The sequence below is a fragment of the Saccharothrix longispora genome (assembly GCF_031455225.1).
In the GTDB taxonomy this organism is placed as follows: domain Bacteria; phylum Actinomycetota; class Actinomycetes; order Mycobacteriales; family Pseudonocardiaceae; genus Actinosynnema; species Actinosynnema longispora.
This window is the reverse complement of sequence record NZ_JAVDSG010000001.1, coordinates 4807157-4830543: the sequence shown is the minus strand read 5'-3', so window position 1 is coordinate 4830543 and position 23387 is coordinate 4807157. Positions and strand designations below refer to the sequence as shown.

Below are 23387 nucleotides of genomic sequence, written 5' to 3'. Positions count from 1 at the left end.
GGGGCACCGGGGAATCCGCTCGCGGTCGCCACGCCGCCCTTCGTCCCCGATCCGTCCCCGATCGGTCCTTGCCGGTGGTCACCCCAGCGTCACCGCAACTACACGAACGTGCAGGTCACGGTCACACGCACGTGGTGTGTGACGGTCCGGCGACCGGGAACCCGTCGGTGTCGGCGCACGTGCGCCACCCCGTGGAGGAACCCATGACCGTCATCGACGCCGTGCGGAGCGACCTCGACTCGGTCCGCGCCGACGTGGACTCCGTGATCGACGACTTCCTGGTCGAACAGGCACGCCTCGCGCCCGACCCGTGCCTGCCGCCGATGGTCGAGGTGTTGACCGGGTTCATCGCGGGCGGCAAGCGCTTGCGGCCCCTGTTCTGCCACAGCGGGTTCCTCGCGGCGGGCGGTGCGCCCGGCGACCCGGCGCTGCTCCGCACGGCGGCGGCGCTGGAGCTGTTCCACACCTTCGCGCTGGTCCACGACGACGTCATGGACCGCTCGGCGTTGCGGCGCGGTCGGCCGACCGTGCACCGGCTGCTCGCCGAGCGGTTCGGCGCGGACCGGGCCGGCGCCGAGCGGTCCGGCGCGGACCCCGGCGCACGGCGGTTCGGCGTCAGCTCGGCGATCCTGCTCGGCGACCTGTGCCACTCCTGGTCGGACGAGCTGCTGCGCCGCGCGGAGGCCGCGGCCGGACCGCAGCCGGCGGTGCGCGAGCTGCTGCACACCATGCGGACCGAGCTGATCGCCGGCCAGTACCTCGACCTGGTGGGAACGGTGCGGCCGAGCGTCGACCCGGTGCGCGCGGCGTGGCGGGTGGCCCGGCTCAAGACCGCCCGGTACACGGTGGAGCTGCCGCTGCGCATCGGCGCGGCGCTGGCCGGCGGGGACGCGGCGCTGGTGCGTGCGTGCGGCGCGTACGGCCGGCCGGTGGGCGAGGCGTTCCAGCTGCGCGACGACCTGCTGGGCATGTTCGGCGACCCGCTGGTCACCGGGAAGCCCGCGCTGGACGACCTGCGCGACGGCAAGCCGACCGTGCTGATGGCGTTGGCGTGGCAGCAGGCGACACCGGGGCAGCGGGACGTCATCGAGGCCCTGCACGGCGATCCCGAGCTGGACCACGAGCGGGCCGAGCTGCTGCGCGACGTGGTCCGGTCGACGGGCGCGGTCGAGCGGGCCGAGCAGCTGATCTCGGTGCGCGTGGACCGCGCGCTGAGCGCCCTGCGGACCGCCGCGATGGACCAGGCCGCGAAGCCGCTGCTGGCGGAGCTGGTGGCGAGGGCGACCCGCCGCCGCCGCTGAGGGCTCCGAGTGGCGGCGGGCAGCAGCTCGCCCTCGCCCTCGGCGAGCACCGCGCCGATCTCCTCCAAGGGCATGCCGAGCTGTCGCGGCGGCCGGAGCCGGTAGAGCCGGTGCGGGTCCCGCGCGCCTCCGTCGTCCCCGCGACCCCAGGACCTCACGTGGCGTGAGGTCCAACTCCGAGTCGCCCGTCCGGGGTCCTGACGCTCGGTGTCCGTCGGTCCGGGACTTTCGTCCATTCGAGCAAGACTTTCGTCAATATCAAACGAAAGCCTTGCGGACTTAAGTACTACACAAACAGAATTGCCCTCATGTCCGGCTGTGAGCCGGACCACAGCCTCACCGTTCGAAGCCCGGCGACGTGCGAACGAGGAGTATGCGGTGCGAGGTAAGCGAAGCACGCCCACGAGGCCACCCGCCCGCCTGGCCGCGCTGGCCACCGCCACCGCGCTCGTGACCGCGGCTTCAGCCCCCACCCCCGCGGTCGCGCACCCCGACGGCGAGCACCTCCTCGTGTTCTCCAGGACGGCGGGCTTCCGCCACGACTCGATCCCGGCCGGCATCGCCGCCATCACCGAGCTGGGCGCGGCCGGCGGATTCACCGTGGAGGCCACCGAGGACGCGGGCGCGTTCACCGACGCCAACCTGGCCCGGTTCGACGCGGTGGTCTGGCTCTCCACCACCGGTGACGTGCTCGACGACGCCCAGCAGCAGGCGTTCGAGCGGTTCGTCGAGGGAGGCGGCGGGTACGCGGGCGTCCACGCCGCCGCGGACACCGAGTACTCCTGGCCCTGGTACGGCGACCTGGTCGGTTCCTACTTCAAGTCCCACCCCGCCATCCAGCAGGCCGAGGTGGAGGTCGAGGACCACGACCACCCGTCCACGGCCCACCTGCCGGCGACGTGGACGCGCACCGACGAGTGGTACAGCTACCGGTCGAACCCGCGCGCGGACGTCAAGGTCCTCGCCGCGCTGGACGAGACCAGCTACGCGCCCACCGACCCGTCCGGGGACCACCCGATCTCCTGGTGCCACACCCCCGGCGAGGGCCGCTCCTGGTACACGGGCATGGGCCACACCGGGGAGTCCTACGCCGACCCCGCGTTCCGGCAGCACCTGCTCGGCGGCCTGCGCTACGCCCTGGGCGTGGCCGAGGCGGACTGCGAGCCCGGCGACGACCCGACCGGACCGCCGACCGACGCGGACTTCGACCAGATCACCCTCGCGCTCGGCGAGGAGGAGACCGGCGAGCCGATCGCGCTGGCCGTCCTGCCCGACCGCCGCGTCCTGCACACCTCGCGCGACGGCCGCGTCTGGCTGACCACGCCCGAGGCGTCCACGACCCTCGCCGGGCGGGTCCCGGTCTACAACCACGACGAGGACGGCCTCCAGGGCGTCGCGATCGACCCCGACTTCACCACCAACGGGTGGGTCTACCTGTACTACGCGCCGGTCCTCGACACCCCCGCCGGCGACGCGCCGGAGAACGGCGACGAGGCCGACTTCGCGCGGTTCCGCGGCCACAACCAGCTCTCCCGCTTCAGGCTCGGCGCGGACGGCGTGCTGGACCTGGCCGGCGAGCAGAAGATCCTCCAGGTGCCCGCCGACCGCGGCCTGTGCTGCCACGCCGGCGGCGAGATCGACTTCGACGCCGACGGCAACCTGTACCTGTCCACCGGCGACGACACCAACCCGTTCGCCTCCGACGGCTACACGCCGATCGACGAGCGGGCCACCCGCAACCCGGCGTTCGACGCGCAGCGCTCCAGCGCCAACACCGACGACCTGCGCGGCAAGGTGCTGCGGATCAAGGTCGCCGAGGACGGCACCTACACCGTGCCCGCGGGCAACCTGTTCGCGCCCGGCACGGAGAAGACCAGGCCCGAGATCTACGCCATGGGCTTCCGCAACCCGTTCCGGTTCGCCGTCGACAAGGCCACCGGCTGGCTGCACCTGGGCGACTACGGGCCCGACGCCGGCTCGGCGGACCCGGCGCGCGGACCCGGCGGCAGCGTCGAGTTCAACCTGGTCAAGGGACCCGGCAACTACGGCTGGCCCTACTGCGTGGGGAACGGCGTCCCGTACGTCGACCACGACTTCGCGACCGGCGCGTCCGGCGAGGCGTTCTCCTGCTCCGCGCCGAAGAACACCAGCCCGCGCAACACCGGCCTGGTCGACCTGCCGCCCGTGCAGCCCGCCTGGATCCCCTACGACGGAGGGTCCGTGCCCGAGTTCGGCACCGGCGGCGAGTCGCCGATGGGCGGCCCCACCTACCACCACGACCCGGACCTGGACGTCCGGACGAAGTTCCCGGAGTTCTTCGACGGCAAGAACTTCGCCTACGAGTGGGACCGCGGCTGGATCAAGACCATCGACGTCGGCGGGAACGGCGAGCGCGGCGCGATCAGCCCGTTCTTCGACTCGATGACGCTCACCCGGCCGATGAACCTGGAGTTCGGCCCGGACGGCTCGCTGTACGTGCTGGACTACGGCAGCGGCTACTTCGGCGGCGCGCCCGACTCGGCGGTCTACCGGATCGACTACACGCGCGGCCACCACACACCGGTCGCGAAGCTCACCGCGGACCGCACCTCCGGGCCCGCGCCGCTCACCGTGCGGTTCGACCCGGCGGGCACCGCCGACGAGGACGGCGACGCGCTGACCCACGCGTGGGACTTCGACGGCGACGGCACCACCGACTCCACCACCGCCGGACCCGTCACGCACACCTACACGGCCATCGGCCGGTACACCGCGAAGCTGTCCGTCACCGACCCGACCGGCCTCGTCGGCGCGGCGAGCGTGGTGGTCGACGCGGGCAACACCGCGCCCGTCGTGGTGCTGGACGCGCCCGCCGACGGCCGGGTGTTCTCCTTCGGCGACCAGGTGCCGTTCCGGGTCACCGTCACCGACCCCGAGGACGGACCGGTCGACTGCTCGAAGGTCGTCGTGGAGTACATCCTCGGCCACGACAGCCACGGCCACCCGCTGTCCCGCGCCACCGGCTGCGAGGGCGTCATCGCCACCCCGTCCGACGGCGGGCACGGCACGGACGCCAACGTCTTCGGCGTCGTCAACGCCTCCTACACCGACACCGGGGCCCCCGGCGCGCCCGCGCTGCCCGGCGAGGACGAGGCGATCCTCCAGCCGAAGGACAAGCAGGCCGAGTACTTCACCACCACGCGCGGCGTCCAGGTCGTCGAGGCGGGCACCGCCGAGGGCGACAAGCGCGTCGGCCACGTCGACGACGGCGACTGGATCGCGTTCGACCCGGTGGACCTCGGCGGCGTCACGGGCATCGGCTACCGGGTGTCCTCCGGCGGCAACGGCGGCACCATCGAGGTGCGCGCCGACTCGCCCACCGGCGCGCTCGTCCAGTCCGTGGCCGTGCCGCGCACCGGCGGCTGGGACGACTACGTCGACATCGCCCCCTCGGCGATCGCCGACCCCGGCGGCACGCACCGGCTGTACCTGGTCTTCACGGGCACCGGCAGCCTGTTCGACGTGGACGTGGTCCACTTCGCGGTCGGCGCGCCGTCGCCCCCCGCGGAGTCCACCCGCGCCACCCCGGCCGAGTCGCACAGCGCCCAGCGCGGCACGTCGGTGGTCCACGACGACGCCGCCCAGGACGGCGCGCAGGTCGGCGACGTGCACCACAACGACTGGATCGCGTTCGACGCGGTGTCGCTGGCCGGCGTGACCGGCATCGGCTACCGGGTCGCCTCGGACTCCTCCGGCGGCCGGATCGAGGTCCGCTCCGGCGCGCTGAACGGCCCGCTGGTGCAGACCGTCACCGTCCCCGGCACCGGCGGGTGGCGGAACCACGTGGACCTCGCGCCCGCGGCGATCACCGACCCCGGCGGTACGAAGCGGCTGTACTTCCGCTTCACGGGTGGTCGCGGCGCGCTGTTCGACGTCGACACGATCCGCTTCCGCGGCCCCGGCGTCGCGCTGACGGCCGACGTGCCGGCGGAGGACCTGGGCGGGCAGCAGGGCGTCGCCGTCCTCGACCGGTCCACCGCGCAGGGCGGCAAGCGGGTCGGCGAGATCCACGACGGCGACTGGGTCTCCTACCCCGGTGTGGACCTCGGGAAGACCGCCGCCCTCGGCTACCGGGTGTCCTCCGGCGGCATCGGCGGCACGCTGGAGGCCCGCGCCGACTCGCCCACCGGACCCCTGGTGCACGAGGCGATCAGCGTCCCGTCCACCGGCGGCTGGGACACCTACCTCGACCTCGCGCCGCGACCGGTGACCGCGACCGGCGTGCGGACGCTGTACCTGGTGTTCACGGGCGGCGCGGCGGGCGCGCTGTTCGACGTCGACACCGTGCGGCACGTGCGCCACAAGCCGATCACCTCGGCCTGCGCGCCGCCCGAACCCGGCTACCGCAGCCTCTACCAAGGCGGTGACGCCACCGGGTGGCGGCAGGCCGGACCCGGCCGGTTCGCGGAGGACGAGGGCTGCACCCTGCGCAGCACGGGCGGCATGGGCCTGCTCTGGTTCGGCGAGGAGTTCGGGTCGTACCGGCTGAGGTTCGACTGGAAGGTGGCGGGCGACGACAACTCCGGCCTGTTCGTCGGCTTCCCCGACCCCGGCAACGACCCGTGGGTGGCGGTGGACCGGGGCTACGAGATCCAGATCGACGCCACCGACGCGCCCGACCGCACCACCGGCGCGGTCTACTCGTTCCAGTCGGCCGACATCCCCGCCCGCGACCGCGCGCTCAAGCCGCCCGGCGAGTGGAACGCCTACGAGGTCGTCGTGCGCGGGCAGCGCATCGAGGTCTTCCTCAACGGCGTGAAGGTCAACGACTTCACCAGCACGGACCCCGCGCGCGACCTGACGCGGGGGCACATCGGCCTCCAGAACCACGGCGACGGCGACGACGTGTGGTTCCGCGACATCCGGATCAAGGAGCTGTGAGTGCGACGGACCGGTCTGTGGTTGATCGGCGCGCGCGGCTCGGTGGCGACCACGGCGGTGTGCGGGCTCCTGGGCCTGCGCGCCGGCCTGGTGCCGCCGACCGGCAGCGTCACCGCCCTGCTCGACACCCACGTGCCCGAGGGGGTGCTGCCCCCGTGGGACTCGCTCGTGGTGGGCGGGCACGACGTGGTGTCCACCCCGCTCGCGAAGCGGGCCGAGCACCTGGCGCGGGCGGGCGTCGTCCCGGCCGACCTGCTCGGCCCCATCGCCGCGGGCCTCGCCGAGGTGCAGGCCGAACTGCGCGACGTGCCGCAGCTCGGCCCGCAGGTCGAGGTCGCCGCCCGGATGGTCGCCGACCTCGCGTCGTTCCGGTCGCGGCACTCGCTGGACCGGGTCGTGGTCGTCAACGTGGCCTCCACCGAGCCGCCCGCGCCGCCGCGCCCCGAGCACGCCGACCTGGCCGCGCTGGAACGCGCCCTGTCGTCCGGGGAGGACGTCCTGCCGCCCAGCTCCCTGGCCGCCTACGCCGCGTTCAAGGCGGGGTGCCCGTTCGTGGACTTCACCCCGTCCACCGGGGTGACGCTGCCCGCGCTGGACGAGCTGGCGGCCGTCGTCGGCGTGCCCTACGCGGGGCGCGACGGCAAGACGGGGGAGACCCTGGTCCGCACGGTGCTCGCGCCGATGTTCACCGCGCGGGCGCTGCGGGTGCTGTCGTGGTCGGGCACCAACCTGCTCGGCGGCGGCGACGGGGCCACCCTGGAGGACCCCGACCACGCGTCGAGCAAGCTGCGCACCAAGGCGTCCGGGCTGGCCGCGCTGCTCGGGCACCCCGTCGTCGCGCCGCTGCACATCGACAACGTGCCCGACCTGGGCGAGCGCAAGACCTCGTGGGACCACGTGTCGTTCGAGGGCTTCCTGGGCGCGCGCATGTCGTTGCAGTTCACCTGGTCCGGCCTGGACTCGGCCCTGGCCGCGCCGCTGGTGCTCGACCTGGCCCGGCTGCTCGCCGCGGCGCACCGGGCCGGGCGGGTGGGCGTGCAGGGCGCGCTCGGGTTCTTCTTCAAGGACCCGCTCGGGTCGACCGAGCACGGGTTCGCCCGGCAGACCCGCGACCTGGCCGAGTGGGTGGAGGGCCTGTGAACCCCTACCTGCGGCTGGTCCGCGCGCCGGCGGCGCTGACGGTGCTCGGCGACGCGGTGGCGGGGGCCGGCGGCGTCCTGCGCGGTCGCCGGCTCCTGCTGCCGCTGTCGTCGGTCGCCCTGTACTGGGCGGGGATGGCGCTCAACGACTGGTCCGACCGCGCGGTGGACGCGGTGGAGCGCCCGGAGCGGCCCATCCCGTCGGGGGACGTGTCGCCGGGGGCCGCGCTGGCCGTGGCGGGTGGCCTCACCGGGGTGGGGCTGGGGCTGGCGGCGTACGCCGGCGGTCGCCGCTCGCTGGCCACGGCGGGCGCGCTGGCGGGCGCGGTCTGGGCCTACGACGCGGTCCTGAAGAACACGGTCCTCGGGCCGGTCGCCATGGCCGCGTGCCGAGGGCTCGACGTGCTGCTGGGCGCCGGACCCGGCGCCCGCCGGGCCGCCCTGCCCGCGGCCGGGGCGCTGGCCGCGCACACCCTCGGCGTGACCGCCCTGTCGCGCGGCGAGGTGCACGGCACGTCGCCGTCGGTGGCGCGGGCGGCGCTGGTCGGGACCTGCGCGACGGCGGTGGCGGTCGCCGCGCGCGGCCCCCGGTCCGCGGTCGGCGCGCTCGGGTACGCGGCGTTCGTGGGCCGCGCGCAGCTGGCCGCCCTGGAGGACCCCTCCGCCGGGCGGGTCCGGGCGGCGACCGTCGCCGGCATCCACGGCATGGTGCCCCTCCAGGCGGCGCTGGCGGCCCGGGGCCCGCTGCGGTCGGCGCTGGCCGTGGCGTGCGCGTTGCCGCTCGCGCGGCGCTTCGGGCGGAAGGTGGGACCGACGTGACGTTCCGGCTCGGCTACGGCACCAACGGGTTCGCCGACCACCGGCTCGACGACGCCCTCGCGGTCATCGCCGATCTGGGCTACCGGGGCGTGGCGCTGACTCTCGACCACCACCACCTCGACCCGTACGCCGACGACCTCCCCGCCCGGGTCGACGCGGTGGCCCGGCGGCTGGCCGAGCTGGACCTCACCGTCGTGGTCGAGACCGGCGCCCGCTACCTGCTCGACGCCCACCGCAAGCACCACCCGACCCTGGTGTCCGAGGGGCAGGACCGGCGGGTCGACTTCCTCGGTCGGGCGATCCTCGTCGCCCGCGACCTCGGCGCGGACTGCGTGTCCTTCTGGTCCGGCGCCGCCGCCCGACCGGACGGCGCGTGGGACCGGCTGCGGTCCGGGGTCGCGCGGGTGGTGGACCTCGCCGACCGGGCCGGCGTGCGGCTGGGCCTGGAGCCCGAACCCGGCCACGTCGTCGAACGGCTCGACCAGGCGCTGGCCCTGCGCGCCGAGCTGGGCGACCCCGCGCCGCTGGGCATCACGCTCGACGTGGGGCACTGCGTCGCCGTCGAACCCGAGGACGCCGCCGCGTGCGTCCGCCGGGCCGGCGACCTGCTGGTCAACGTGCAGCTGGACGACATGCTGCCGGGCGTCCACGAGCACCTGGAGTTCGGCGAGGGCGACCTGGACCTGCGCGCGACCCTCGCCGCCCTGGACGGCACCGGCTACCGCGGCCTGGCCGCCGTCGAGCTGCCCCGGCACAGCCACGCCGCGCCGCGGGTGGCCCGCCGGGCGTTCGCCGCGCTCACCGCCGCCGCGCCCGACGTCCCCGACCGGGACTGGCTGGCCGAGGCCGAACGCCGCGTCCGCGCCGACCCCGCCGCGATCCGCGCCCTCTTCCCCGCCGTCGGCCGCGAGGTCGGCCGGGGACCGCTGCGGGCCGACGACCCGGACGGCCTGGTGCACGGCACGGTGGACGACGCGGCCCGCGCCCGGCTCGTCGCCGCACTGCCCGACGCGACCGAGCTGCCCGCCCTCTACCGGTACGGCGACGACGCCGAGCGGCGCGGCGTGCTGCGGGCCCTCACCCCGGACACCGACCCGGACGTGGGCCTGCCGATCGTGCGGGACGCGTTGCGCGCCAACGACACCCGCCTCGTCGCCGCCGCGCTCGGCCCGTTCGCCGCCCGCCACCTCGACCGGCACGCGTGGCGACACGGGGTGCTCAAGTGCCTGTTCACCGGCATCCCGCTGGCCGCCGTGCACGGCCTGCGGGACCGGACCGACGACGAGCTGCTGCGCATGACCGCCGACTACGCCGCCGAACGCGAGGCCGCCGGCCGGGACGTGCCCGCCGACGCGCTGCGCCTGCTGGGGAGGACGCCGTGAGGATCTTCGACCCGCACGTCCACATGACGTCGCGCACCACCGACGACTACGAGTCCATGGCCGCGGTGGGCGTCACCGCGCTGGTGGAACCCGCGTTCTGGCTCGGCCAGCCCCGCACGAGCGTCGGGTCGTTCGTGGACTACTTCGACTCGCTGATCGGGTGGGAGAGGTTCCGGGCGGCGCAGTTCGGCATCCGGCACCACTGCGCGCTCGCGCTGAACCCGAAGGAGGCCAACGACCCGCGGTGCGCGGAGGTCGTCGACCTGCTGCCCCGCTACCTGGCCAAGGACGGCGTGGTCGCGGTCGGCGAGGTCGGCTACGACTCGATGACGCCGGAGGAGGACGACGCGTTCGCCCGGCAGCTCGAACTCGCCGTCGCGCACCACCTGCCCGCGCTCGTGCACACCCCGCACCGCGACAAGCACGCCGGCACGCTCCGCACGCTGGACGTGGTGCGCGAGTCCGGGCTCCCGCCGGAACGCGTGGTCGTCGACCACCTCAACGAGGTCACCGTGCGCGCGGTGAAGGACTCCGGGTGCTGGGCGGGGTTCTCCATCTACCCCGACACCAAGATGGACGAGCGGCGCATGGTGGCGATCCTGCGCGAGTACGGCACCGAGCGGGTGCTGGTGAACTCGGCCGCCGACTGGGGCCGCTCCGACCCGCTCAAGACCTACCGCACCGGGCGGGCGATGCTCGACGCCGGCTTCGACCAGTCCGACGTGGACGCGGTGCTGTGGCACAACCCGGTCGCGTTCTACGGGCAGAGCGGGCGGCTCGTCCTGGACGGACCCGAGGCGCCGTCGACGTTCGCCGGCAACTCCATCCTGCGCGGCACCCCCGCCGGCGGCGGTGGCTCGTGACCCTCTCCTACTGCACCAACGTCCACCCGGCCGAGGACCTGCGCGGCGTGCTCGCCCAGCTCGACCGGTACGCGGTGCCGGTGCGCGACCGCGTCGGCGGCGAGCTGGGCCTCGGCCTGTGGCTGTCCGCGCCGGTCGCGAAGGCGCTCGCCGAGGACCCCGCGCGGCGGGCCGGGCTGCGCACCGCGCTCGACGCGCGCGGCCTGGTCGTGCGCACCCTCAACGCCTTCCCGCACGGCGGGTTCCACGACGAGGTCGTCAAGCACGCCGTCTACCACCCGGACTGGACGACCACCGCGCGCCTGGACTACACGCTCGACTGCGCGACCGTGCTGGCCGACCTGGTCCCGGAGGGCGGCGCGGGCAGCATCTCCACGCTGCCGCTGGCGTGGCGGCACCCGTGGTCCGAGGCCGACCACGCCCGCGCGCTCGACGTGCTCGCCGAGGCCGCCGCCGGGCTGCGCGCCCTGGCCGACGGCACCGGCCGCACCATCCGGCTGGCCGTCGAACCCGAGCCCGGCTGCGTGGTGGACACCGTCGCGGACGCCGTGCGGGTCCTCGCGGGCCGCGTCGACCCCGACCACGTCGGCATCTGCCTCGACACGTGCCACCTGGCCGTGTCGTTCGCCGACCCGGCCGCCGCCGTGCGATCGATCGCCGACGCGGGGCTGCGCGTGGTGAAGGTGCAGGCGTCGGCGGCGCTGGAGCTGACCGACCCGACCGACGCGCCCGCCGTGCTCGGCCCGTTCGCCGAACCCCGCTACCTGCACCAGGTGCGGGCGCTGGTCGACGGGCGCGTGCACCGGGCGGACGACCTGCCCGAGGCGTTCGCGGAACTGCCGACCGGCGGGCCGTGGCGCGTGCACTTCCACGTGCCGCTGCACGCCGAGCCGCCCGCGCCGCTGCGCGCCACCACCGGCGTGCTGCGGGAGGCGGTCGCGGCGGTCCGGGAGGTCGGCCACGACCCGGACGTCGAGGTGGAGACCTACACCTGGTCCGTCCTGCCCGACGCGGGGGAGCGCGGCACAGGCGACCTCGCCGACCGGGACCTGGTCGAGGGGATCGCGGCCGAGCTGCGCTGGGCCGCCGCCGAACTGCCGCTGGAGGTGCGCTCGTGACGACGCCGCTGGTCGTGCTCGACGTCGTGGGCATGACGCCCGCCCTGCTGCCGCACATGCCGAACCTGCGCGCGCTCGGCGAACGCGGGTTCCAGGCGGGGCTGGGCACCGTGCTGCCCGCCGTGACCTGCTCGGTCCAGTCCACCTTCCTCACCGGCCTGACCCCGGCCGGGCACGGGGTCGTCGGCAACGGCTGGTACTTCCGCGACCTCGGCGAGGTCTTCCTGTGGCGGCAGCACAACCGCCTCGTGGGCGGTGAGAAGGTGTGGGAGACCGCACGCCGCCGCGACCCGGACCACACCACGGCCAACATCTGCTGGTGGTACGCCATGGGCGCCACCACGGACATCACCGTCACGCCCCGACCGGTCTACCACGCCGACGGCCGCAAGTCGCCCGACGCCTACGTGCGACCGCCCGACCTGCACGACCGGCTGGTCGAGGAGCTGGGCGAGTTCCCGCTGTTCCGGTACTGGGGGCCGACCGCCTCGATCGCCTCCAGCGAGTGGATCGTCGGCGCGGCGCGGCGGGTGCTGGCCGCGCACCGGCCGGACCTGCTGCTGGTGTACGTGCCGCACCTGGACTACGACCTCCAGCGGCACGGCCCCGACTCGCCCGAGGCCGTGCGGGCGGCCCGCGACGTCGACCGCGCGGTGGAGCCGCTGCTGCGGGACGCGCACGCCGCCGGCGCCACCGTCGTCGCCCTGTCCGAGTACGGCATCACGCCGGCCCGCCGGCCGGTCGACGTGAACCGGGCGCTGCGCCGCGCCGGGCTGCTCCAGGTGCACCGCCAGGCCGGGATGGAGTACCTGGACCCGTGGACGTCCCGCGCGTTCGCGGTGGCCGACCACCAGGTCGCGCACGTCTACGTGGCCGACCCCGCCGACGTCGCCAGGACCCGGGCCGTGCTGGAGGGGTTGGCGGGCGTGGACGCGGTGCTCGACCGGGGCGCGCAGGCCGGCGTCGGGCTGGACCACGAGAGGTCCGGCGAACTCGTGCTGGTCGCCGAACCCGACGCCTGGTTCACCTACTACTACTGGCTGGACGACGACCGCGCGCCGGACTTCGCCCGGGGCGTGGAGATCCACCGCAAACCGGGCTACGACCCGGCGGAGCTGTTCTTCGACCCCGCCGACCGGCTCGCCAAGGCCAAGGCGGCCGGCAACCTCGCGCGCAAGAAGCTCGGCCTGCGCTACGCCATGAAGACCGTGCCGCTCGACCCGTCGGTGGTGCGCGGCACGCACGGCCGCCTGCCCGACGACCCCGCCGACGGTCCGGTGCTCCTGTGCTCGGCCCCGACCCCGCCGGACGTCGTCGAGCGCACCGGCCTGCTGCCCGCGACCGCCGTCCGCGACCTCCTGCTCTCCCTGCAAGGGCTGTCACCCCGATGACGAGGAGTCCCCTGTGCCCACTCGCCGCACGTTCCTGAGCGCCGCCCTGGCGGCCGGCACCGGCGCCGTCGCCGCGCTCCCGGCCACCGCGTCGGCGACGCCGCACCTCCACCGCCGCGTGCCGCGGCAGTCGATCGGCATCCAGCTCTACACGCTGCGCGACGTCATGGGCGACGACCCGGAGCCCGTGCTGTCCGCGCTCGCGGACATCGGCTACCGCCGCGTGGAGCTGGCCGGCACCTACGGGCGCACCGCCGCCGAGTTCGCCCGCGTCCTGCGCCGCACCGGCCTGCGCGCCACGTCCGCCCACGTCGGCATCGACGGCGACCTCGACCAGGTGATCGCCGACGCCCGCACCCTCGGCCACACCTACGTGGTCGTGCCGTGGGCGGACCACGCGACCCTGGCCGGGTGGCGGGCGTTCGCCACCCGGCTGGAGGCGGCGGGGGAGGCGCTGCGCCGCGCGGGCCTGAGCCTGGGCTACCACAACCACGCCCACGAGTTCGCCGCCGTCGAGGGCGCGCGGCCGTTCGACGTGATCACCTCGGGCACGTCGCGCCGCAACGTCCACCTGGAACTGGACCTGTACTGGGCGGTGGCCGGCGGTGTGGACCCGGTCGCGCTGTACCGCGAGCACTTCCCGAGGGTGCGCCAGTTCCACGTGAAGGACCGCGCGCCGGACGGCTCGTTCGCCGACCCCGGCGAGGGCACGATCGACTTCGCCCGCATCTTCCGCTCGACGGGGGTCGCCGAGTACATCGTGGAGAACGACCAGCCCGCCGACGCCCTGGCCACCGCCCGGATCGGCTACGACTACCTGACCCGCCTGAGGTTCTGACCGGGCGCCGGGTGGGATCGGGCATTCCTGTCCGGTCGTGTCAGTGACACTTCATTGGTCTGGACCATATTCTGGTGACTCCGCCGCTGTCCGCGCCTCAGCGACCCGAAGGAGCACCGCTCGTGAGGACAGCACGCAGGACGCTCGCCCTGTTCGCGGCCCTGGCCGCGACGACCGCCCTGGGTACCGCACCCACATCCGCCGCCGAGATGCCCGTGAGCGACTGGGACCGGATGCTCGCGCAGCAGCCGCTCGTCCGCACCGCCGACACCATCCAGGCCGAGGTGCTGCGCGGCGGCCACGCCGGGTTCGCGGGCCTCGTCCTGGAGGACGACCACGTCGCGCTGTGGTGGAAGGGCGACGTGCCCGCCGCCGTGCGCGACGCCGCCGCCCGGGCCGAGGCGCCGGTCGAGTTCGAGGCCGCCGCCCACTCCGACGCGGAGCTGCGCGAGGCCGCCAAGGTGCTCGACGCCCGACGCGGCGCCGGGGTGCACGCGATCAAGGTGCCCGCCGACGGCAGCGGGCTCGTCCTCGGCACCACGTCCGAGGCCGCCGCGCGCGGCCTCGACGCGGCCGTGGACGTGCCGGTGCGCACCGTCGTCGAGGAACCGCTCGTCCCGGTGTCCCGGCAGAACGACAACCCGCCCTGGAAGGGCGGTGCCACCATCGTGCTCGGCAACGCCGCGTGCACGTCCGGGTTCGCCGTCCGCAACGGCGACAACGCCCGCTTCCTGCTCACCGCGGGCCACTGCGGCAACCCCGGCGTCCGCGTCACCGACCCCACCGGCGAGTACATCGGCACGGCGGGGGCCAAGCACGGCGACCACGACATCATGCTCGTCCCGACGGGCAACGTGGTGAACCAGCAGTACGTCGGCGGCGGCGACAGCAACTCCGTCGAGGTCGTGCGCGGCTGGGGCGACGTCTACACCGGCGAGTACCTGTGCCAGTCGGGAGTCACCAGCGCCCGCGTGACCGGCAACCCCGTGTGCAACATCAAGGTCCTGTTCTTCTACGCGGACCGCGAGGACCTCGTCGAGGGCGAGCAGGTGAACGGGCAGCAGGCCGCCCGGCCGGGCGACAGCGGCGGTCCCGTGTACGGGCCGTCCTCGTCGGGCGGCGTGATCGCCAAGGGCACCGTGACCCGCACGGCGGGCGCGCGGATCGGGTTCCAGGACTTCCGCACCGCCTCGCGGGACTTCGGCGTCTACATCCCGCTGTAGCCGCCCGTGGGCCGGGCGGCCGTCTCCCCCTCCCGCCGCCCGGCCCACCCCCGGTCCTGGTGCCAGCGCAGGACGTTGCCCCGCTCGGTCACCAGGCGGGCCTCGAAGGGCGCCGACGGGTCCAGGTCCACCTCCACGCGGGCCACGGCCACGCCGGCCGACTTCAGGTTCGCCACGACCGCGTCGAGGTAACGGGTCACGTCCACCGCACTGCGCGAACTCACCAGAAGCATTCGGATCGACACCCCTTCGCCGCCTGTGCACATGCTTTCGGCACGGAGGGGGGTGCTCAGCAGGGACCAAAGTCCCGAATTCCGGGGGACCTCGGACCCCAGCCGGATACGGTCGCCCTGTGAACGCAGACCTGAGCGCCGTCGAAGAGGGCGTCGCGAGACTGGACGCCGTGCTCGAACCCATCGCGAAGAGGCCGGTGGACGTCGACGACCCGGACTGGGCGGAGAAGATGATGGCCGCCCCCGCCCCGCTGGACGAGGCAGGGGTGCGCGAGGAAGCCGAGGCGCTGCTCGCCGAGGTGCTCGCCCGGTACGCGGCCGACGAGTCGTCCCGGCCGGGGCTGCGCGCGCTGTTCCGCCGCTGCTCGTCGTTCCGGTGGGCGGTGAACCGGGCGTTCCCGGCGACGGCGGAGGGCGTGCGGTCGTCGCTGCTGCTGATCTCCCTGCGGGACCAGGGATCGGACCCGCGCGACGAGCTGCTGTCCCTGCGCGCGGTGTGCGAGGCGGCCCGCGACGAGGGGATCGCCCTGGAGCCGGTGCTGCGCGAGGTGGCCGCGATGTCCGCCGACGAGGACCGGCACGGCATGGGCTCGACCCGGTCCCTGCTGCTGGGCGCGGCCGGGTCCTGAACGGCGGCGGTTCCGCCGTTCGGGGTGGGTTGGCGCCGCCGGACGCGGGTACCAGGACGGCTATGGGCGAGGTGAACGGGAACGGGTTGAGGCGGGCCGAGGGCAGGCGGCCGGAGGGCGTGGACGACGGCACCGTCGAGGCGGTCGGCAAGCTCACCGAGGCGTTGGAGACCACCGAGCGGGCACGCGGGCACCTGTTCTCGTTCCACCAGCTCACCGGCACCGCCGACGCCCAGGTCCAGGAGGCCGTGCGGCTGCTGCGCGAGGCCGGGCACGACGACCTGGCCGACCGGCTCGACGCCGAGCTGGTCGGCCGCAACGTGGTGCGCGGCCGGTGGACGTTCCAGCTCGTCGAGGACTACGACGACGGCTACTACCGGACCTTCCGCGAGTGGGAGCGGGACGCGCGGGACCGGCTGCTCGGCGGCGCCCGGCACGTGTTCGAGGCCGAGATGAAGCAGCGCAACACCACGTCCGGCCTGCCGGGGCACGAGCTGAACCCCTGACGGGCCGCGCCCGACGCCGGTCAGGCGCGCCGGACCGGGGACCGCGCGTCGCGGGCGCGGTCGAGCAGCCTGCGGGCGCGCAGGGCGATCTCCAGCGTGAGCCGCTCGCCGGGGTCGGCGAGCCGGTCGCCCAGCAGCTCCTCCAGCTGGTGCATGCGGTAGCGGACGGTCTGCGGGTGCACGTCGAGCCGGTGGGCGATCTCGCCGACGCCGCCCCGCGTCTCCAGCCACGCCAGCAGCGTCGTCTCCAGCCGTTCCCGCTGCTTCACGGTGAGCCCGGCGAACGCGGCGAGCGCCCGCGCGCTGAGCCGGCCCACCAGGAACTCGTCGGACAGCAGCGCCAGCGTGACCAGGTGCTCGTCGCACGAGGTGAACGGCACGTCGGGCAGCAGACCGCGCCGCACGAACCCGAGGGCGCGCCGGGCCACCGCGAGCGACTGCCGAGCCTCGGCCAGCGGGACGGTGGGTCCCACGGCGGCACGCCGGCCGCGCAGGTCCAGCTCCAGCCCGCCCCCGGGGTTCGCGACCACCAGGCACGGCGTGGAACTCTCCAGGTCCACCAGCACGTCCCGGCCCAGCGACACCGGCGGCAGCCGGTGCTGGTCCTCCCGGTACTCCAGGGCGACCACGGCGACGCGTTCGGGCAGCGGCCAGTCCGTGCTGCCCGCCAGGTCCGCCACCGAGCGCGGCGACGCGGGCTGCTCGGCGAGCACCAGCTTGAGCAGCTGCCGCCGGCGGCGCTCCAGCGCGCCGCCGGCGTTGGCCTGGGCCTCGGCGAAGCCCTCGACGGCCACCCGGCACAGCTCGTCGACCCACGCGAAGACCGCGTCGGCGAGGGTGAACAGGGTGTCGGTCGGCACGCCCAGGTCGCGGCCGTGCCGGCTCAGGTGCCGCCACACCACGCGCGCGCCGACCCGCACCGCCGTCTGCAACGAGTCCATGGTGCGGCCCTCCAGGAACTCGATGCGCCCGCTGCGGCGCAGCACGTCCTTCCAGTCGTCCTGCCCGCCGTCGCGGTCGGTGATCTGGTCGAAGCACTTCACGATGGCCATCTCGACCGCGCCCACGAGCACCTCGCGGAACTTCCCCTCCAGGGGCTGCGCGTACGCGGGCACCACCCGGCGGATCTCGCCCACCGCGTCCCGCACCATGACCCCGGACAGCGGGGCCATCCTCTCCGCCAGCTCGGCCGGGACCTGGGCCCAGAGCCGCAGCGCCGCGCTGTGCCCCACCAACCCGCCGTTCGGTGAGATCGCCATGCCACCGCCTCCGCCGGGCGGAGCACCGTCCTGGGACTCCGCCCGGCTGACGATAAATTCAGCCGCGACGACGTGTCAAACATTCTTCCGGCACCTCGCCTGCGCTCGTCCTTTCGGGTGGCGGGGTCACCTGCGGCGGCGTCACAACTCCGGATTCCGGAATACGCACCCAGGTGACAAAGTGGCTGTTCACGTAGTGTTGGGTGCCGCGTTGACGCTCTCCGCACCTTCTCGGGGAATGGGTCGTGAATGAGGTTTTGCGCATTATTCTGGCCTGCTGCTCACGCGCGTGACAAGAACTGTTCGCGGGACACTCGTGATCGGGCGGAATTTCCCGGGGAACCCGACCGGTCAGTCCTCGTCCTTCTCCTCGCCGCGACGCCGCATCCAGGTGAACCCGGGGATGCCGATGATGGCCTGCCGGAGGTCGTTGGTGACCTCCAGCAGCTGGTGGATGTCCGGGCCGACGCGGTCCAGCGTGGACAGGATCGGCAGCACGTCCTCGATCAGGTGCCGGGTCAGCACCGGCAGGCGGTCGACCAGCTCGACGGCGGCGTCCACCTCCTGCGGCGACAGCTCGTCGACGAACCGCTGCGCCAGCGGGTGCGCCTTCCGGGCCAGTGGCGCGTAGTCGTCCGCCAGCTCCCGCGAGGTGCGCGCGATGCGGGCGACGTCGGCCGTCACGCCCTCCGCCGCGCCGGTGACCGCGCGGGCCCGCCCGACCAGCGCCTCCGTCTCCGCCAGCACCCGCTCGGTGCGCGAGACCAGGTCATCGGCCCGGCGCACCACGGACTCGGCGGCCCCCAGCAGGTCCAGCACCCGGCCGGGCACGGACACGGCGGTCTCGACAGTGGTCCGCGCCAGTGAGAACAGGGCGCGCGGGGTCAGCTCCATGCCACCACTCTGCCGTACCGGGGCCCTAGGCGAGCGCCAGGTCGACGCCCGCCTCCACGTGGGCGCGGGTCGAGTCCACCAGCGGCACGGTCGCGTCCGAGGCGTCCACCAGCAGCGTGATCTCCGTGCAGCCGAGGACGACCGCCTCCGCGCCGCGCTCCACCAGCCGGGCCATCACGTCCCGGTACGCGGCGCGCGAGGCGGGCTCCACCCGGTTGCGGGTCAGCTCCCGGTAGATGACGTCGTGCACCAGCGTGCGGTCCGGCTCCTCCGGCACGACCAGCTCGATGCCGTGCCCGCGCATCCGGTCGCGGTAGAAGTCCTGCTCCATGGTGAACCGGGTGCCGAGCAGGCCGACCCTCCGGAACCCGGCGAGCCGCGCCGCGGTGGCGTCCACGATGTGCACGAACGGCACGTCCACGGCGTCGGTGATCGCGTCGGCGACCTTGTGCATGGTGTTCGTGCACAGCAGCACCAGCTCGGCGCCCGCGCCCTCCAACCGGCGTGCCGCGTCGGCCAGCAGCTCGCCCGACCGCTCCCACCGCCCCGTCCGCTGGAGCTCCTCCACCTCGGCGAAGTCGACGGTGAGCAGCAGGCTCGGCGCGCAGTGGTGCCCGCCCAGCCTGCGCCGCGTCTCCTCGTTGAGCAGCCGGTAGTACTCGGCGGACGACTCCCAGCTCATCCCGCCGATCAACCCGATGGTCCTCATGGCGCGATTCTGCCCCGGCGCCCCGTGCCGGACCGCGGAATTCCGCCGTCGCGATCACGCACGCACAGCGGACTCCGCCTCCGTGCGCGTGGTCGGCTCGGCGTCCGTGCGCGTGGTCGGCTCGGCCCCTGTGCGCGTGGTCGGCTCGGCCTCCTCGGCGAACTGCGTCCGGTACAGCTCCTCGTAACGCCCGCCCGCCGCGAGCAGCTCCGCGTGCGTGCCGCGCTCCACGACCCGGCCCGCCTCGACCACCAGGATCAGGTCCGCCGCCCGGATCGTCGACAGCCGGTGCGCGATCACCACCGCCGTCCGCCCCTCCAGCGCCTCGGCCAGCGCCGCCTGCACCGCCGCCTCCGACGTGGAGTCCAGGTGCGCGGTCGCCTCGTCCAGCACCACCACGTGCGGCCTGGCCAGCAGCAGCCGGGCGATCGTCAACCGCTGCCGCTCACCGCCCGACAGCCGGTACCCGCGCTCGCCGACCACCGTGTCCAGCCCGTCGGGCAGCGACCGGATCAGGTCGGCCAACCGCGCCCGCCGCAGCACGTCCCACAGCTCGTCCTCCGCCGCGTCCGGCCGCGCGAACAGCAGGTTCGCCCGGATCGACTCGTGGAACAGGTGCCCGTCCTGCGTCACCACGCCCAGCGCGTCGCGCACCGACTCCTGGGTCAGCTCGCGGACGTCCACGCCGGACAGCCGCACCGCACCCGAGTCCACGTCGTACAGCCGGGGCAGCAGCGAGGCGATCGTGGACTTGCCCGCGCCCGACGAGCCGACCAACGCCACCACCTGACCGGGTTCGGCGCGGAACGACACCCCGTGCAGCACCTCCTCGCCGCCGCGGCCGTCCAGCACCGCGACCTCCTCCAGGGAGGCCAGCGACACCTTGTCGGCCGCCGGGTAGGCGAACCGGACGTCGTCGAACTCGACCGACACCGGCCCGTCCGGCACCGGCCGCGCGTCCGGCTTCTCGCCGATCAGCGGTTCGAGGTCGAGCACCTCGAAGACCCGCTCGAAGCTCACCAGTGCGCTCATCACCTCGACCCGGGCGCTGGCCAGCGCGGTCAGCGGCGCGTACAGCCTGGTGAGCAGCAGCGCGAGCGCCACCACCGAACCCGGGTCGAGCTGCCCGCGCAGCGCGTAGAACCCGCCCAGCCCGTACACCAGCGCCAGCGCCAGCGCCGACACCAGCGTCAACGCGGTCAGGAACACCGTCTGCACCATCGCCGAGCGCACCCCGATGTCGCGCACCCGACGCGCCCGCGCCGCGAACTCGGCCGACTCGTGGGCGGGCCTGCCGAACAGCTTCACCAGCGTCGCGCCCGGTGCGGAGAACCGCTCGGTCATCTGGGTGCTCATCGTCGCGTTGTGGTTGGCGGCCTCGCGCTCCAGCCGCGCCAGGCGAGACCCCATCCGCCGCGCGGGGAGCACGAACACCGGCAGCAGGACCAGCGCGAGCAACGTGATCTGCCAGGACAGGCTGATCATCACCACGAGCGTGAGCGCCAGCGTCACCACGTTGCCGGCCACGCCGGCCAGCGTGTCGCTGAACGCCCGCTGCGCGCCGATCACGTCGTTGTTGAGCCTGCTCACCAGCGCACCGGTGCGGGTGCGGGTGAAGAACGCGACGGGCATCCGCTGCACGTGGTCGTACACCGTGGTCCGCAGGTGGAGGATGAGGTCCTCGCCGAGGCGCGCCGACAGCCACCGCGTGACCAGGGCGAGCCCGGCCTCGGCGACGGCGATGCCCGCGATGACGCCCGCCAGCCCCAGCACCACCCCCGTGGCCGACCCGTTGACGATCGCGTCCACCACCCGCCCCGCCAGCACCGGCGTCACCACCGCCAGCACCGCGCCCACCACGCTCAGCGCCAGGTAGCGGTACAGCGGGGTGCGGTGCGGCGCGGCGAACGCCCATATTCGCCGGAGCGTGGCCGCCGAGAACGGCCGCTTGTCGTCGTGCGCGTTCGCCGCGTGGTAGAGCGACATCCAGGCGGTGGTTTCCATGTCCATGCCGGGACGGTATGACCTGGAGCGGACTGGAGGTCAACGATTCCGGGAATGCCCTGCGGCCGTCGGGCGTTGACCGGGAGAAGACCGCAGGGTGAGCACTTGGGGAGGCACGACGTGGCGCAGGACCCGGAGGAGCTGTTCGAGGTCGACTCCGACGTCCCGGACCTGACCGGAGCGGTGCTGCTGCACCACTTCGACGGTTTCATGGACGCCGGGTCGGCCGGTTCGACGCTCGTGGAGCACCTGCTCGACGCGCACGAGCACCGGGTGATCGCCCGGTTCGACGTCGACGACCTGATCGACTACCGCGCGCGGCGGCCCACGATGACCTACGCCACGGACCGGTGGGAGGACTACGCCGCGCCCGAGCTGGTGGTGCACCTGCTGCACGACGCGGTCGGCACGCCGTTCCTGCTGATGACCGGCCCGGAGCCGGACCGGCGCTGGGAGGCGGTCGTCGCGGCGGTGCGCGCCCTCGTCGAGCGGTGGGGCGTGCGGCTCGCGGTGAGCTTCCACGGCATCCCCATGGGTGTGCCGCACACCCGCGCGCTGTCGGTGATCTCGCACGCCACCCGGCCCGAGCTGGTCGTCGAGAAGTCGCCGTTCAACCGGGTGCAGGTGCCGGGCAACCTGTCGGCGCTGCTGGAGCTGCGCCTCGGGCAGGCCGGTCTCGACGCCATGGGCTTCGCCGCCTACGTGCCGCACTACCTCACGCAGGGCGCGTACCCGACCGCCGCGCTCGGACTGCTCAAGGCCCTGACGAAGTCGACGGGCCTGGTGATCCAGGCCGCCGACCTCAACGAGGCCGCGCGGCGGACCGACGCCGAGATCGCCCGCCAGGTGGCCGAGTCCGCCGAGGTCGCGCAGGTCGTCGAGGCGCTGGAGCGCCAGTACGACGCGTTCGCCGATGCGTCCGAGAAGGCGGAGAACCTGCTGATCGCCGACGACGAGGAACTCCCCAGCGCCGACGAGCTGGGCGCCGAGTTCGAGCGCTTCCTCGCCGAGCAGCAGCGCGACTGACCCCGGGAGTCCACCCTCCAGGTCGCGAGGGTCCGACACCCGGGCTTCGTGAGTTCTTCATTCGGGCACGCAGCCCGGTTGGTCCGGATGGAGAACTCAGGGGACCCGGGCGTTGGACTCCCGCGACCTGGAGGTTGGACCCTCGACGAGGGTGGCCAGCAGGCGGTAGGAGGTCAGGAGGGCCTCGCGGTCGTGGGTGCTGGTGGTGACCAGGACCTCGTCGGCGCCGGTGCGCTCCACCAGGGCGGTCAGCTCCTCGGCGACCCCGGTGGGGGTGCCGTGGACGTGACCCCGGAGCGCCTGCTCGAAGTAGGCGCGCTCGCGGGCGGTCATGGTGGCCGCGAGGACGTCGTCCGGCGCGACCAGGGGCGGGAAGTCACCGGGGGTGCGCGACCGGGCCATCGCCCACGCCTCGGGCAGCAGCAGGCGCCAGGCCTGCTCGGCGGTGTCGGCCACGGCGACGGTCGTGGACACCACCACGTACGGCTCCGCGGCCCAGGGGGACGGGGTGAAGCGGGCGCGGTAGGCGCCGACGGCCTCCAGCATGGCGTCCTCCCCGCGGAACGCGCCGATCACCAGCGGCACGCCGTGGGCGGCGGCCGTCAGCGCGCCCGCGCCGGTGGCCAGGACGAACGGCTGGACGCGCAGGCCGTGCGCCGGGTAGGCGCGCACCGGCCCGTCACCGCGGAAGTAGGCGAGCAGCTCCGCCAGCCGGGGACCGAACTCCTCCGCGTCCTCGCGGTCGTGCCCCAGCGCCCGGCGGACGGCCCCGGTGAAGCCGACCGAGCGGCCCAGGCCCATGTCGATCCGGCCCGGGAACAGCGATTCGAGCACGCCGAACTGCTCGGCCACGACCAGCGGCCGGTGGTTGGGCAGCATCACGCCGCCGGTGCCCACGCGGATGCGCGACGTGGCGGCGGCGACCGCGGCGGCCAGCACGGTGGGCGCCGACCCCGCCACGCCGGGCACGGCGTGGTGCTCGGCCACCCAGAAGCGGTGGTAGCCCAGCTCCTCGACCTCCCGCGCGAACGCCACGGTGTCGCGCAGCGCCTCGGCGTGGGTGCGCCCGGCGCGCACGCGCGAGCGGTCCAGCACCGAGAGCAGCACACCCCGTGCAACGACCCCGCCGCAGC

The 23387-nt window shown here is 74.4% G+C and carries 19 protein-coding genes; 13 read left to right on the top strand and 6 right to left on the bottom strand.

Annotated features, from left to right (window positions below; all coding sequences use genetic code 11):
* Positions 1–203: 203 nt before the first annotated feature.
* The 10 genes from J2S66_RS19625 to J2S66_RS19580 all read left to right on the top strand — a co-directional run bounded on the left by J2S66_RS19625 (position 204) and on the right by J2S66_RS19580 (position 14994).
* Positions 204–1301: a polyprenyl synthetase family protein gene (locus J2S66_RS19625; RefSeq protein WP_310308626.1), complete on the top strand. Its 1098-nt coding sequence runs from the start codon at positions 204–206 to the stop codon at positions 1299–1301.
* Positions 1302–1679: 378 nt separating this feature from the next.
* Positions 1680–6221, top strand: coding sequence for a ThuA domain-containing protein (locus J2S66_RS19620; protein ID WP_425566380.1), 4542 nt, complete (start codon positions 1680–1682; stop codon positions 6219–6221).
* On the top strand, positions 6222–7361 hold the full coding sequence (locus tag J2S66_RS19615; RefSeq protein WP_310308625.1) for an inositol-3-phosphate synthase: 1140 nt from the start codon (positions 6222–6224) through the stop codon (positions 7359–7361).
* Positions 7358–8179 (top strand): SCO3242 family prenyltransferase, encoded by an 822-nt coding sequence (locus J2S66_RS19610; RefSeq protein ID WP_310308624.1) that lies wholly within the window; start codon positions 7358–7360, stop codon positions 8177–8179. The genes J2S66_RS19615 and J2S66_RS19610 overlap by 4 nt, the downstream gene beginning before the upstream one ends.
* Positions 8176–9561, top strand: a complete 1386-nt coding sequence (locus tag J2S66_RS19605) for an EboA domain-containing protein (protein ID WP_310308623.1) — start codon at positions 8176–8178, stop codon at positions 9559–9561. The genes J2S66_RS19610 and J2S66_RS19605 overlap by 4 nt, the downstream gene beginning before the upstream one ends.
* A complete protein-coding gene (locus J2S66_RS19600; protein ID WP_310308622.1) occupies positions 9558–10424 on the top strand; it encodes a TatD family hydrolase in 867 nt (288 codons plus the stop codon). The genes J2S66_RS19605 and J2S66_RS19600 overlap by 4 nt, the downstream gene beginning before the upstream one ends.
* Positions 10421–11542: a metabolite traffic protein EboE gene (gene eboE, locus J2S66_RS19595; protein WP_310308621.1), complete on the top strand. Its 1122-nt coding sequence runs from the start codon at positions 10421–10423 to the stop codon at positions 11540–11542. The genes J2S66_RS19600 and eboE overlap by 4 nt, the downstream gene beginning before the upstream one ends.
* The gene (locus J2S66_RS19590; RefSeq protein WP_310308620.1) at positions 11539–12933 is read left to right on the top strand and encodes an alkaline phosphatase family protein; all 1395 of its coding nucleotides are present in this window, start codon (positions 11539–11541) and stop codon (positions 12931–12933) included. The genes eboE and J2S66_RS19590 overlap by 4 nt, the downstream gene beginning before the upstream one ends.
* Positions 12934–12946: 13 nt before the next feature.
* On the top strand, positions 12947–13771 hold the full coding sequence (locus J2S66_RS19585) for a sugar phosphate isomerase/epimerase family protein (protein ID WP_310308619.1): 825 nt from the start codon (positions 12947–12949) through the stop codon (positions 13769–13771).
* 122 nt (positions 13772–13893) lie between these two features.
* Positions 13894–14994, top strand: a complete 1101-nt coding sequence (locus tag J2S66_RS19580; RefSeq protein ID WP_310308618.1) for a chymotrypsin family serine protease — start codon at positions 13894–13896, stop codon at positions 14992–14994.
* On the opposite strand, the gene J2S66_RS19575 is transcribed toward J2S66_RS19580, so the two are convergent.
* Entirely contained in the window at positions 14979–15218 is a 240-nt protein-coding gene (locus tag J2S66_RS19575; protein WP_310308617.1) for a hypothetical protein, read from the bottom strand. The two genes, J2S66_RS19580 and J2S66_RS19575, sit on opposite strands and share 16 nt — an antisense overlap.
* Before the next feature lie 128 nt (positions 15219–15346).
* Between J2S66_RS19575 and J2S66_RS19570 the strand changes: the two genes are divergently transcribed.
* Entirely contained in the window at positions 15347–15856 is a 510-nt protein-coding gene (locus J2S66_RS19570) for a hypothetical protein (RefSeq protein WP_310308616.1), read from the top strand.
* A gap of 62 nt (positions 15857–15918) precedes the next feature.
* Entirely contained in the window at positions 15919–16362 is a 444-nt protein-coding gene (locus J2S66_RS19565) for a hypothetical protein (RefSeq protein WP_310308614.1), read from the top strand.
* 20 nt (positions 16363–16382) lie between these two features.
* Here the strand turns inward: J2S66_RS19565 and J2S66_RS19560 are convergent, their stop codons facing one another.
* The 4 genes from J2S66_RS19560 to J2S66_RS19545 all read right to left on the bottom strand — a co-directional run bounded on the left by J2S66_RS19560 (position 16383) and on the right by J2S66_RS19545 (position 21210).
* Positions 16383–17621 (bottom strand): PucR family transcriptional regulator, encoded by a 1239-nt coding sequence (locus J2S66_RS19560; RefSeq protein ID WP_310308612.1) that lies wholly within the window; start codon positions 17619–17621, stop codon positions 16383–16385.
* Positions 17622–17972: 351 nt separating this feature from the next.
* On the bottom strand, positions 17973–18515 hold the full coding sequence (locus J2S66_RS19555) for a hypothetical protein (protein ID WP_310308610.1): 543 nt from the start codon (positions 18513–18515) through the stop codon (positions 17973–17975).
* A gap of 25 nt (positions 18516–18540) precedes the next feature.
* Positions 18541–19224, bottom strand: coding sequence for an aspartate/glutamate racemase family protein (locus tag J2S66_RS19550; protein ID WP_310308609.1), 684 nt, complete (start codon positions 19222–19224; stop codon positions 18541–18543).
* A gap of 54 nt (positions 19225–19278) precedes the next feature.
* A complete protein-coding gene (locus J2S66_RS19545; protein WP_310314913.1) occupies positions 19279–21210 on the bottom strand; it encodes an ABC transporter ATP-binding protein in 1932 nt (643 codons plus the stop codon).
* Positions 21211–21348: 138 nt separating this feature from the next.
* On the opposite strand from J2S66_RS19545, the gene J2S66_RS19540 reads away from it, so the two are divergent.
* On the top strand, positions 21349–22254 hold the full coding sequence (locus tag J2S66_RS19540) for a proteasome assembly chaperone family protein (RefSeq protein WP_310314910.1): 906 nt from the start codon (positions 21349–21351) through the stop codon (positions 22252–22254).
* A 96-nt stretch (positions 22255–22350) separates the two neighbouring features.
* Here J2S66_RS19540 and J2S66_RS19535 read toward each other — a convergent pair whose 3' ends face one another.
* Positions 22351–23361, bottom strand: a complete 1011-nt coding sequence (locus J2S66_RS19535; RefSeq protein ID WP_310308607.1) for an MsnO8 family LLM class oxidoreductase — start codon at positions 23359–23361, stop codon at positions 22351–22353.
* Positions 23362–23387 lie beyond the last annotated feature (26 nt).